Raw genomic sequence first — 11794 nt, 5'->3', positions numbered from 1 at the left:
GCTTTTATTTTATCTACAGAGAAGCTAGCGTTATAATGATTTTAGCGGAGGTAAAAATGAGCGAAAAAAGCCCGGGATACAAAATTGTTAGCGATAACCGACAAGCGCGCCATCTCTATGAAATTATAGAGACATATCAGGTGGGCATCGAGTTGAAGGGAACGGAAGTTAAATCTATTCGGGAAGGAAAAGCGAATTTGCGAGACGGATATGGCTTAGTTAGGAATGGCGAACTGTGGCTGATCAACGTTCATATTTCGCCTTGGAGAAGTGCTAGCAACTATTTTAATCACGAGCCGCGCCGCACCCGCAAATTGTTGATGCACAAGCAAGAAATCCGTAAACTAATCGGCAAAGTGGAAGAAAAAGGTTTGACTTTAGTGCCGTTAAAAATGTATTTGAAAGGCGGCTGGGTGAAACTTGATATCGGTTTGGGTAAAGGCAAAAAACTTTACGACAAGCGCGAAGATTTGAAGAAACGGGAAGACAAGCGGGATATGGAACGGGCGATCAAGCAATTTTAATGATTGGACGAATCTTCTCAAAGCCTGTCAAAAACAGGCTTTTCGACTTTGATCCACATCAGTTATTATTTATGTCTGTTAGTAATTAGTAGACTTGAGTTTCATAAATATTCGCTCTGTTAACCGCAGATTTCAGGCAGATAAACACTGATGGACGCAGATAATTCAATGTTATCTGCGTTTGATTTGAATTCAACTCAAGTCTAGCGATTAGTGATTAATCATTAGACTTGAATTGCTATTTATTCTGTTTATGTTATTGAAATACATCTGCGGTTTTGCCATCTATGGAAGATTTATGCAATAAGTCTATTGTCGATCGCCCCACAACTAAGTATTATTACTCACAACATCCGTAGCGGTCAAGGCTCTTTTTCCTTTCAGGCTTAGGGCTTCGGGCTTGGTTGTGACTTTGTTCTGAAAATATCCGGATAGCTTCTGGAGTCCCCTGAAGAATCAACCTATGCTCGAATACATCTAGGTAGTCGCAGCATTACGCAAGCATTCGGCTGTGGAGTTGTCTGTTCTTATGAGAAATGGGTTTAAGCCTGAGTCAATTCGTAAGATGATGATGTCCATGAAGGTGGCAATTGAATATGGCAAACAAAGTATGAATTAACTAAGAGTAAAAAAATGCCAAAAACGACACCATTAGCTAACATTTTTCAGGTCATGAAAGAGCCAGAAAAAAAGTATCGCCAGTCGAAGTGGGCGAGCTTCCTGCTCATCCTAACAGTAGGTTTTGCTGGCTGGCAATTTGGGTTGCCGGAACTCGCATCAATATTTAACAATAAAGGCTTGGAAAATTACAAAGCCAATCGATTGGCTGATACTCAACAAGCTTATGAGTTGGCGCTCGCGGTGGATCCCAAAAGCCGCACAGCTCTTTACAATTTGGGATGGCTTTGCGAGGAGGTGCAAGATTTAGAATGTGCCCGAGGAAAATATCTGCAAGCTGCCAAACTCGGTCTGCCTGCTGCTTACAGCAATCTGGCGAGATTATATATTCTTGATAAGAAAAACTATGCTGCTGCGGTTCACTTGCTGTGGCAAGGTTTGAAATTAGCTGAGGACGATCGAGTTAAATATTCTTTACTAAAAAACTTGGGATGGGCTCGGCTGAAACAGGGTCGATATTCAGAGGCATTGCAACATCTGGATGCAGCGATTAAGCTTGATAGTGAAAGACCTGCAACTTATTGTCTGAAAGCGCAAGTTCTGGAAGGGATGAAAAAAACGAAGGAAGCGCTACCGCAGTGGAAAATTTGTCTAAAGTATGCGGATTCCCAAGAATTCGATGAGGATATATGGATAGGAATGGCACGTCAACGATTAAAAGAGGAAAAAACAAATAAATGAAACGCACAGTTTTGCTGTCATCAACCATACTGGCAATCATTACGGTACTGGAGCTAAGTCAAGCCTCAAGAGCACAGCCTACTCCTGCGACTGTTAAATTTACAGTTAGTGAATCAGTCGAAACGCCGTTCAACTCGAATCAGTCAACGTGGCGCCGTTGCAGAGATAGAGATGGTGGAAATTATCCGTGTCCGAGATTCGTCATGCCTTCGCAGAGCGAAGAATAATAGTTATTTTCAAGGAATTTTGTAGGTGTGACACGAGCACTTTACATTTGCAGGTATGTAGTATGTAGTAGTTTTATGTAGGTGCGCGGGGCGCACCTTACTGTCGATCGTGGCTGCGTTTATCGGCTCTCTTGGCTATCGGGTGATTGATATATAGCCTTTCTGTGATCTCATATGAGGTACTATCCGGCATAGGGCATAGGGCATAGGGCTATCCTCACCACGCTTGAGAACCGATATCTATACCAATTTCATAAAATAGTGCTACAGTTAATGTGTCTGTTTTATGTATAGGACTTTGTAAAGCAGAACTCATATTTGTAGCACTATTTTATGAAATTAGTATTGGCCGGATTTGGTATCAGATGCTCTCTGCCAGCATTTGTGTCTACTCGCTTTCGGTCAAAGCTGAATCTTCCTGCTGCCGGTTGCTGTAAAAACTAGCAATAATCGCCACCATTAACCACCAGAGCATATTAACTTCTGGTCTGTACCAAACGGTATCGACAAAACCGTGGGCCATCATGCCGGTTAAAGTGGCGATCGCCCCAATCAGCCAAAACCCCTGATTCGATTTTAGATTGGGAGATTCTTGCTCTAAATTAGAGATATTAAATTGCGCGTCGCGCAATTTTTTGATCTGCAACAAACCTTGATTGACGGTGACTGTCAGCAGCCACAGGAAACACATTAAACCGATAAAGCCAGTTTCGACGGCAATTTCGAGCAGCACGGAATAAGCGCTCAAAGCAGTGAATTTCGGCTTCATATAAAGCGGATAAACTTTATTAAAGGCAGTGTTGCCGGGGCCAATTCCGAGAATTGGCCGATCGCGAATCATGTCAATCACCGCCGTCCAAACATTAATCCGAAAATTGTTGCTGCTGTCGCCGCGGCCGACAAACATACTCGAAACTCGATCGCGCAATGGTGCCACCAAAAGCACTCCTAAAATTAAGGCACCAGCCAAACCTCCCAACCCTAACGGCAGCGCCCAAGTGCGCCAGAACCGAGGCATCGAAGGGTTGTACCAGTACCAAAGCAGCACTAAAAACACAACAAGCAGAGCCACAAAACCGATCCAAGCACCCCGGCTGTCGGTGTAGCGCAAGCACGCGCAATTCACCACCAGCATTGTCAGGGCTAAAAGTTTTGTTCCCCATCCTTTCCACACAAAAAGTGCGGCGGCGCTCAAGGCAATTGCTGGCAGCAAATAGGAACCGAGCAAGTTTGGGTTGCCCAAAAAGCTGTAAACTCGCGTGACATCAGCTTGAGTTGATGTCGGATCGTTCCAAGTAGCTAATGGCGGCACTTTATCGATCCACTGCCGCACGCCGTAGAAACTGACCACTAGAGCGACATTTAAATATACTGCAATTAACCAGGATCGCCACCGGGAATCTCGCAAGATCCGCGCCATTAGCGCAAAAAATAGCAAATACAGGGTGAGTTTGCTCCAACCGATAAAAGCGGCGACTTTCACCGGCGACATGGCGGTGGCGACGGTAGCAATGCCCCAGTACAAAAGTACCAGCAAGTGAATGGGTGTGAGGGCGATCGCGCGATCGTCAGAAACAGTCAGCAGCACCCAAAATGCAGCACCAGCCGCCATCAACACCCCCACCAAGGCATTGTTCACAAACGGGCCCATACTGAACGTCAAGGTCAGCAAGACAAAACCCAGGGGTTCTGCCCACTGCATGAGCCAGCTACTCTGCCGCCAATTCCGCGCATTGCCGATCGCCAAATTCAATAAATAACTGCCACTTTGCCACTGAGAGAGCGGCAAATTTGCCAGAGTTAACTGTTGCCAAACTGAATTCATTTTTATTTTAGATTTGTAATTAGTCATTAGTCATTAGTCATTAGGGAATTGTTAACTGTTAACTGTTAACTGTTGACTGTTGACTGTTGCCAACTAACAACTAACAACTAACAACTAACAACTAACAACTGCCAACTAACAACTACAAACTGACTTCATCCTTCCAACAAATCCGTAGCATTGGTGCAGGGGAGCCAGAGCACGTAGCGATATCCAGATTCCGGGGTGCCTTGAATCGAGAGTTGGCCGCCTTGAATTTCCACCAACTGGCAGCAAAGCAGCAGCCCCAACCGTTCTCTGGCCCCGTAACCAGCTAGCACCGGTGCGGTATCGGCAGCATTCTCGGCCACCAAAGTCGCCAACTCAGAAAACGCCAGCGTTAATCGCCGAACACCCTGTGTCTGTGGCGCGAGTTGCGGTTCGACTTGTGGGGGACAGGTTTCGGAGTTCGATCGCGAACCGCTATCGGCTCCCACCTTCAACAAGTAGTCGGAGTAGAGTGTAGCATGGGGCAAAGTTTCTCCCAACCAAGGATGAAAAACCCAAACTCCGATGTTGATACCATTTTCTTTCCGAGAAACGTGGACTCGAATCACGCTGCCTGCCCCAGCGGATTGAATAATGCTAAAAATTAAGTGGTGCAGCATTTGCTGAACTTTATCCTTATCGGCCAACCAGATGCGCGGCCCGGGCCCGATCGACAAATTAATTTCTTGCTCTCGCCTAGTTGCCGCCGGCGACAGGGTTGTGACAACTTGCTGACATAAACCTTCTATATCGACTGCGACTCGCTTCAAGGTGAAAGCGGATTCATCGAGTTCTGCGAGTTCCAAAATTTCTTCAACTAGCGATCGCAAAGACTGGCTGCTGTCTTGGATCACGTCGATATATTCTTTTTGCTTGCTCGTCAATGGGCCGTAAATTTCTTGGTTCAACACGCTCGCCATGCCGATGACAGAAGTGAGCGGGGTGAGTAATTCCTGTGCTAAATGATTCAGTAGTTTGACCTTGATTGAGTTAGTAAACAAATCAATCGGTTGGTTATTCATCGGTGATTTTTGTAGTTTTATTATGGCTCGTTGATTTTTAGTGGTTCATTATACCTCTTTCTCAGGTCTATAACAACTTATTGGCAGTTACAGACTTTAGTTAATTAATGACTGATGACGGTTAACTGTTGACTGTTGACTGTTGACTCGATTTTATGATTCCGATGCAACCGTCCACTATATCAGTTGTCAGTTGTCAGTTGCCAGTTGTCAGTTGCCAGTTGCCACCAATACAAATAACAAATAACAAATAACAAATAACAAACAACAAACAACAAACAACAAACAACAAATAACAAATAACAAACAACAAATAACAAATAACAAATAACAAATAACAAATAACAAATAACAAATAACAAATAACTAATTAATCATTGCTTCTAAAGCTGATTGCAAATCTTGAGTGAGTTCGGCAACTGCTAACCTGCGGCCCTTTTGATAGGCCTGCCAGCGATCGCCCACTGATATCGGTTCGCCCACGGTCATTTGCACCTGCTGTTTGCCCAAAGAAGGTCGCCCGAAAGGATTTCCCCTTTTGATGCGAGTCAGTACGTCCCACAGCAGTAAAGTTGTTTCTGCCAAACGTTCTGCAGTCAGCTTTTCTTGGACGTACCTGCCGGTGACGGAGACGAAACTTTCGACAAGTCTCATGTGCCACATCCGCAGACTTGCTTCTTCTGCGAGGCGATCGGCCAATCCTCTTTCTAAGGGACAAAGTGTTGCAATATCTTTGATATCTTCTCGATAAATATAGTCCCAGCCTGCTTGTTCCAGACGGCGGCAGCGGTCTATCAAACTACCTTTGGGCTTTAAGTTAAAGTATTGTTCTGCTACTTGCAAAGCCGCGTCTAACAGTGCGGTTAGTCGAGCTATCATCGCTTGATTGTCTGGATAGTTTCCTGTTGTTTCAGGCTGCGATAATACTGTTGAATCTAATATTTTTGATTGTAAGCTTACATGATAAAAACGGGTGTAAAACTCTTCCATTACTGACAGTAAATGGCTGCCCAGTCGAATCAGCCGCAGATATTGAAATTTTTGATTTTGGTCGGTTTCAGCAGAATTTTCTGCGTCTAAATTGGCGATATCGGTGCGTTCTAAGGCGGTCAGTCCGCAATCTATTTCTAATTGAGTTAAAAGTTTTTCTAGGGATTGCCAAGGTGGGTTGACATAGCTGTATTGAATGCCGATCGGCACAATTAAAACTTTTTCTGTTCGTCCGGCTTTGAGCAAATCTTCAACGCACCAAAAGCCCATTTGAGCGATTCCTGGTTCCAGGGGGCTAACTATTTCATTGTGACCGTTGGTGGCACCTTCTGGGGCGGCGGCGATCGGGAATTGGCTGTTGGTAAATAAATCGCGGGCCGATCGCAATCCGGCGCGATCGATCTTGCCGCGAACGATCGGAGTTCCACCGAGTCGAGAATACAGCCAACCGACTCCCGCACCGGCCCAGAGGGGAATGCCGCGATCGTAAATAAAGTGGGAATGTACGGGGAATTGCAGGGGAATGCCTTTTTGTCGCGCAGCTTGCGGAACGAGTTTCCAAATTAGCTGTCCCAAACAGTAGGGATCGTCTGAGTTGGGGTGGCGGAAGGCCAGCAGGAAGCGAACCTTTTGATTTTGAAATTGGTGAAATAGTTCGGCGAGGGTTTCGACGTTTTCGGCTTGAATGTGGCTGATATTCGTCCGAAATCGCAGCCAGCAGGGGAGTATTTGCTGAGTGCCCCGGACGACTAGGGGGTTGTAGGCTGGGGGTATGAATTCTAGGGGCGGCTGAACTTGGTGAATTGAGTTGGCCATTTTGTGATTTTAAATTTGAGATTTGAGTTAAGGTCCTGTGCGATCGATTGACCGCAATCAGATTTGTTCGCGCGTGCGGACTTTAGTCCGGAGCAGGAGAGCCGACTCAAGTCCGCAGGCGCGAACCAACGGTTTCTGTGATGGTAATCGACTCGACATGATATAAGACGGCGCTTGCAACCGCCCCTAGAGAAACAAAACCCACTTCAATGAGATTGCTAACTTAAGCTTATTGCTCGATCGCCACCAGCGCATAACTCCTCTGGCTAAGATTTTGGCAATCCAAAATCTCAATTCTCAATTCTCAAATCCTATTGTGCCGCTTCAAAAATCATTTCTTGGAAGTTAATCACGTCCGATCGCGGATCGCAGTGTGTGACTTTGACTTCTAGCCGATCGCCAATTTCGACCGATCGACCAAATCGCATCGCCAATTCTAAACCCAACTCTTCCAACAAAATCAATCCGAGATTGCTGTCTTCCCTCAACCAGCGCAGCATCAAAGCTTCCCAAACTGCATCCGGGTTGCGCCGCAAATATTCCAATCCCCAATAGCGGTTAGTTTGGCGTTCGACGGTAGAGGCTTCTCTGACTGCGGTACCGAGACACATCACAATATCCTGTATTTCTTGGGCACAAAAAGGTAGCGGTTCGCCCCGCAGGTGCGCTTTGATTTGGAAGTGAGTCAGCAAGTCGGTATAGCGGCGGATAGGAGAGGTAACTTGAGTGTACAGTTCCAAACCCAAGCCTGCGTGCCGTCCGGGAGTCAGACCCATTTCGCTGCGGGGCATACAGCGGCGCACGGCGCAAGCGCGGGCGGGGCCTGCGGGTACGGCCAGCAGTTCTTCCTCTGGGGGGAGTTCGGGCTGGGGCTGATAGCGGTAGGGAATTGGTACGCTGTGAGTTTGACCGTAGCGGGCGGCTAGTTCGCCGGCTAAAATCATCATTTCGGCTACAAGCATCCGGGCTGTGGAGTTGTCGATGACGTGGATGTTGATGTCGTCGCCGCTGACTTTGATGACGGATTCGGGCATGAAAATGTTGATTGCGCCTTGGGCTTCGCGCCATTTTTGTCGCAGTTTTGCAGCAGAGGCGATCGCCTCGATTTCCGGTTCTGCTTCGATTCCCAACTCCAGCATTTCGTCTACATCATCGTAGGTTAAGCGGTAGGTTGGTTCGATCTTGCTGATCTGAATGCTGTAATCGCAAGCTGCGCCGGTTTCGTCTAGGGTGACACTAAAGCTGAGGGCGCTGCACTCTTTACCTTGAATTAAACTCATCGGCCCGGTTGCCAATGCTGGGGGAAACATCGGGATCATGCCCGTGGGCAGATAAACTGTAGTCGTGCGCTTTCTGGCTTCGAGGTCGAGTTCGTCTCCCGGGGAAAGCAAGCGGGTGGGATCGGCGATGTGTATCCACAGTCGCTGTTGGCCGTTTTCGAGAAATTCTAAGCTGAGGCCGTCGTCGATTTCGGTGGTGCTTTCGTCGTCGATCGTGTAAACCTTGAGGTGAGTTAAATCTAGACGATTTGTGTCCGAGTCGGTTGGGGGATTTTCTAGACAGCTTTGGGCCACTTCTAATACCTTTGCGGAGAATTGTAGGGGAATTTGGCTGCGCCGCAAAAACAGGTTTTCGTGGGTACTCCACAGGCCGAGATCGACTAGGAGTTGAAATGCTGCTTCGGGGTTTTCGGAACGTTCTAAGCTGGCTAAAGTTTCTAATGCCGGGGTGCGGTGCGTTGCTTCTTCTCCGAGGAGGGAAAAGCGTTCTAGGGCGTCGAGGCGAGTTCGATCGCTAGTTGCCCAATCTACCTTTTCCCCAGCCAGCCGCTGTTTGACTCGATCCCAAAATCCTTGAGATTCTTGGTGTCGGTGCTGTTCTACTTCTTGCTGGTGTTTGATTTCTGCTACTTGGGCGGCCGATCGCGGTTCGTAGCGATCGCCCTTTTGCTTGAAATACAGTTTGTCTGTTGACAGCAAACAATAAGCTGCATAACATTGCGCCGGAGTGCGATCGGAAAATAGCAGCATCGCTAGGGCTTCTGGATCTGTATTTTCTCCGTCATCCACTAGAAGTTCCCAAGCTACTTCTAGGCTTGACGGATCTGAGTAAGCTTCTACTTCTTTAAGAAATTTGGAAATGTCGGAGGGTTTGTAAGTTTCTCCGGCTGTTTCGTAGCTAATTTGTTTGGGCGGTATGCTGTGCGGTTGACCGTTTTCGTCTACCACTACCCAGTTTTTCTTGCCGTCGGGGCGATCGGCAACTGCCAGACGGCGGTCGCCGTGCACTCTAAATTCTACTAATGTTCCCTTCTCCACTTGCCAGTTGTTTAATTTTTATATTGGAAACTTTTACCGCTATTTTTCTGCTTGCGATCGGGGGATTTTAGATTTTGGATGTTTACATTTTTGACATCTATTGTTAAAACTTACATCTAAAAAGTTGTGCTTTTTGTGCTTTAATTTTTAACTTTTTAGACTTTGATTAAGACTTACGCACCAGCGACTCAATACCAAATATTGCGAGTTATTAGCTACCATCGCTTGCCACAAAAAGACGTTGTTTTCGCGTAAGTCCTATTTTTGTCCAAAATCTAAAATCTAAAATCCAAAATCCAGTTAGCCTTCTTGGTTTACGAAGGGCATCAAAGCTACAATTCTTGCTCTTTTGATGCTGCGAGTCAGGTCGCGCTGTTGTTTTGCCGTCAAACCGGTAATCCGGCGGGGCAAGATTTTACCGCGTTCTGTGACGTATTTTTTGAGCAAATCGACATCTTTATAGTCGATCGGGTCTCCTGGTTTGATTGGCGAAACGCGCCGGCGAAAGTAAGTCATGGTTCTTTGGTAATTGGTAGTTGGGCATTGGCCAAACAGGGCATTGGCCAAACAGGGCATTGGTTACTGGTTATTGGTTATTGGTTATTGGTAGCTCATCACAAATAACAAATAACAAATAACAAATAACAAATGACTAATGACTAATGACTACTTGATCTCTTTGTGGGCAGTGTGCTTGTTGCAGTGGGGGCAGAACTTTTTGAGTTCGAGCCGCGCCGTCGTGTTGCGACGGTTCTTGGTGGTGGTGTACCGAGACACGCCTTTCGAGCGTTTGCTCGCGTTTGTTCGGCACTCAGTACACTCTAGAGTAATTATGATCCGGACGCCTTTAGCCATAATTCTAAATAAATTTCGACTAATTTAAACACAATTTGTTATCTTCTCACATTGGTCTGCACTTGGTCAAGCAATCTTCTAACTTTGATGTCGAGGGAGTAGCCGCGCTTGGTTCCGATGACGATCGTCTTACCGAGTCGATCGTGGAAAGCTTGAGGAAACCGGGCGGTGTCAACGAAGGCCATGCAGCAGTCGATCGCCAGCGGCAGCATCAACAGCAAGACGGCGGCGTTGGTAGATGTCAGTCCCCCAACCCCTGCGAAGGCTAGGGCGGCGCAAATGCCCAGCAATCCCTCGCGCTTGCAGAGTTCTTGCACTCCGGGAACCCGTTGGTATCTGCTATCGGCAATTTTCATGTCCAACGCCCAGCGCCCGAGACTTTGACCTTGGTTTTTCCTGACGGTGGGTACGCGCAGGATCATCCACAGCAGAACAAAAAAGATGGTTTGGACGATCGGATTATTGCCCAGAAGCAAACTGGGCAGCCAAACTGCGATCGCATCGATGCAGAAAGCAGCAGCGCGACGACCGATCGATACTTTGGGAAGGAGGGGAACTAGATCGGAACTCATGGGCCAAAAGGGCGATCGCCCCGTCCCAAAACCCCGAAACAGCAAGTCTTAATCAGACTAGCCCTCGCCGTAATTGCTGCTGTTATAATCTTCAACATTCCTCACTCTTTAATTCCCGTGTTTACAGAACCCGTATCCCAAGCAACGCCGCCGCCAGAAATCCAGAACCTGCTCGCCGGCAAGCGCAAAATTGTGACAGTGGGCGACAGCATCACCGAAGCCGGGAAATACCCCGGAGGTTACGTTTGGCTGCTGCAACGCTACCTGAATGCCCTTTATCCCGATCGCCAAATCGAAGTCATCAACGCCGGCATCTCCGGCAACAAAGCAACTGATATGCAAGCGCGTTTTCAGAAAGATGCGATCGACAAACATCCAGATTTAGTCACCATTAACGCCGGAGTCAACGACGTTTGGCACGCCTTCTTCGACTTCAAAAACCTGCAATTTAATCCGCAAGGGAACTTAGCAGCAGGAGTATCTCTCGCCGAATATATAGATAAAATAACCCAAATGGTACTAGCATCCAAAGCCGCCGGAATTCGAGTCGTGCTGCTTTCTCCTACTCCAATTCGCGAGATTCTCGACGGTCCAGAAAATCGTCGATTGCGAGAATATGTGGCCGCGATGCGAGAAATTGCCCTGCAAAATCATTGCTTGTTTATCGATATAAATGCCCCTTTTCGGGAAGTAATCGGCACCTATCAAAAACACGCCGGAAAAACTCTGAATTTGTTAGCCGCAGATGGCGTACACCCGAATCCGTCTGGGTATCGAATAATTGCTTTTACTATTTTACGAGGTTTGGGAGTGCCGGCGAAGGATATTGAGAATTTAGAAGTCAAAAATTGAAATTAGTCATTAGTCATTAGTCAGTAGTCAGTAGTTAGCGGTTAACTGTTGACTGTTAACCGTTAACAGCTAACAGCTAACCGTTAACAGTTAACAGCTAACAATTCCCGTTATCATTCAATTGGCGGATGATACCGCTTCAACCAACAGCTACCGATAATCACCAACGCCACCACCACAATAATTTCAGTCCAAAAAAACGAAAGGAAATCGCTGGCAGTTCCCACTGGCGGCACCCCCGGCTGAGCATTGCGAATAGCCGGAAAAGCAAACAGCATCACAGCAGTCCAACTCAGCATTCCCACTTCCGGCAACTTGCCAGATTGCATGACTTTTAGTGCTAGCAACAGTGCCATAATTGACAGCACCCACATAATCACAATAATTACTAAAGCAAAGAATTTTAA

The 11794-nt window shown here is 46.9% G+C and carries 12 protein-coding genes; 4 read left to right on the top strand and 8 right to left on the bottom strand.

Going from position 1 to position 11794, the window contains the following annotated elements; translation table 11 throughout:
- Window positions 1–56: 56 nt before the first annotated feature.
- The 3 genes from smpB to IQ270_RS31730 all read left to right on the top strand — a co-directional run bounded on the left by smpB (window position 57) and on the right by IQ270_RS31730 (window position 2110).
- Window positions 57–524 carry an SsrA-binding protein SmpB gene (gene smpB, locus IQ270_RS01515; RefSeq protein ID WP_193971280.1) on the top strand — a complete coding sequence of 156 codons (468 nt, stop codon included), beginning with the start codon at window positions 57–59 and terminating at the stop codon, window positions 522–524.
- A 633-nt stretch (window positions 525–1157) separates the two neighbouring features.
- Window positions 1158–1883 (top strand): tetratricopeptide repeat protein, encoded by a 726-nt coding sequence (locus IQ270_RS01510; protein WP_193971278.1) that lies wholly within the window; start codon window positions 1158–1160, stop codon window positions 1881–1883.
- On the top strand, window positions 1880–2110 hold the full coding sequence (locus tag IQ270_RS31730) for an Osc7112_2153 family protein (protein ID WP_255532345.1): 231 nt from the start codon (window positions 1880–1882) through the stop codon (window positions 2108–2110). Before IQ270_RS01510 ends, IQ270_RS31730 begins: the two co-directional genes overlap by 4 nt.
- A gap of 388 nt (window positions 2111–2498) precedes the next feature.
- On the opposite strand, the gene IQ270_RS01505 is transcribed toward IQ270_RS31730, so the two are convergent.
- The 7 genes from IQ270_RS01505 to IQ270_RS01475 all read right to left on the bottom strand — a co-directional run bounded on the left by IQ270_RS01505 (window position 2499) and on the right by IQ270_RS01475 (window position 10535).
- On the bottom strand, window positions 2499–3935 hold the full coding sequence (locus IQ270_RS01505; protein ID WP_193971366.1) for an IctB family putative bicarbonate transporter: 1437 nt from the start codon (window positions 3933–3935) through the stop codon (window positions 2499–2501).
- Window positions 3936–4090: 155 nt separating this feature from the next.
- Entirely contained in the window at window positions 4091–4984 is an 894-nt protein-coding gene (locus IQ270_RS01500; RefSeq protein ID WP_193971276.1) for a sensor histidine kinase KdpD, read from the bottom strand.
- Window positions 4985–5350: 366 nt separating this feature from the next.
- Window positions 5351–6790, bottom strand: a complete 1440-nt coding sequence (locus tag IQ270_RS01495) for a 1-acyl-sn-glycerol-3-phosphate acyltransferase (protein WP_193971274.1) — start codon at window positions 6788–6790, stop codon at window positions 5351–5353.
- A gap of 311 nt (window positions 6791–7101) precedes the next feature.
- On the bottom strand, window positions 7102–9108 hold the full coding sequence (locus tag IQ270_RS01490; protein ID WP_193971272.1) for a ribonuclease R family protein: 2007 nt from the start codon (window positions 9106–9108) through the stop codon (window positions 7102–7104).
- A gap of 300 nt (window positions 9109–9408) precedes the next feature.
- Window positions 9409–9624, bottom strand: coding sequence for a 30S ribosomal protein S18 (gene rpsR, locus IQ270_RS01485; RefSeq protein ID WP_006631377.1), 216 nt, complete (start codon window positions 9622–9624; stop codon window positions 9409–9411).
- Between the two features lie 150 nt (window positions 9625–9774).
- Window positions 9775–9963: a 50S ribosomal protein L33 gene (gene rpmG / locus IQ270_RS01480; protein WP_015175916.1), complete on the bottom strand. Its 189-nt coding sequence runs from the start codon at window positions 9961–9963 to the stop codon at window positions 9775–9777.
- A gap of 38 nt (window positions 9964–10001) precedes the next feature.
- Window positions 10002–10535, bottom strand: a complete 534-nt coding sequence (locus IQ270_RS01475) for an RDD family protein (protein WP_193971270.1) — start codon at window positions 10533–10535, stop codon at window positions 10002–10004.
- 117 nt (window positions 10536–10652) lie between these two features.
- On the opposite strand from IQ270_RS01475, the gene IQ270_RS01470 reads away from it, so the two are divergent.
- Window positions 10653–11387 (top strand): SGNH/GDSL hydrolase family protein, encoded by a 735-nt coding sequence (locus IQ270_RS01470; RefSeq protein WP_339384190.1) that lies wholly within the window; start codon window positions 10653–10655, stop codon window positions 11385–11387.
- Between the two features lie 113 nt (window positions 11388–11500).
- Here the strand turns inward: IQ270_RS01470 and IQ270_RS01465 are convergent.
- Window positions 11501–11794, bottom strand: a 294-nt coding sequence (locus IQ270_RS01465; RefSeq protein WP_193971268.1) for a DUF4436 family protein, incomplete at its 5' end; no start/stop codon positions are given.

This window comes from Microcoleus sp. LEGE 07076 (genome assembly GCF_015207455.1).
GTDB lineage: Bacteria > Cyanobacteriota > Cyanobacteriia > Cyanobacteriales > Microcoleaceae > Microcoleus.
Note: the sequence above shows the minus strand (reverse complement) of the source record. Positions and strands in the feature narration are given on the sequence as shown.

Excerpts from the sequence above, each read along its gene's own strand:
- smpB (WP_193971280.1), top strand. The coding sequence starts at position 57 with ATGAGCGAAAAAAGCCCGGGATACAAAATTGTTAGCGATAACCGACAA.
- IQ270_RS01510 (WP_193971278.1), top strand. The coding sequence starts at position 1,158 with ATGCCAAAAACGACACCATTAGCTAACATTTTTCAGGTCATGAAAGAG.
- IQ270_RS31730 (WP_255532345.1), top strand. The coding sequence starts at position 1,880 with ATGAAACGCACAGTTTTGCTGTCATCAACCATACTGGCAATCATTACG.
- IQ270_RS01505 (WP_193971366.1), bottom strand. The coding sequence starts at position 3,935 with ATGAATTCAGTTTGGCAACAGTTAACTCTGGCAAATTTGCCGCTCTCT.
- IQ270_RS01500 (WP_193971276.1), bottom strand. The coding sequence starts at position 4,984 with ATGAATAACCAACCGATTGATTTGTTTACTAACTCAATCAAGGTCAAA.
- IQ270_RS01495 (WP_193971274.1), bottom strand. The coding sequence starts at position 6,790 with ATGGCCAACTCAATTCACCAAGTTCAGCCGCCCCTAGAATTCATACCC.
- rpsR (WP_006631377.1), bottom strand. The coding sequence starts at position 9,624 with ATGACTTACTTTCGCCGGCGCGTTTCGCCAATCAAACCAGGAGACCCG.
- rpmG (WP_015175916.1), bottom strand. The coding sequence starts at position 9,963 with ATGGCTAAAGGCGTCCGGATCATAATTACTCTAGAGTGTACTGAGTGC.
- IQ270_RS01475 (WP_193971270.1), bottom strand. The coding sequence starts at position 10,535 with ATGAGTTCCGATCTAGTTCCCCTCCTTCCCAAAGTATCGATCGGTCGT.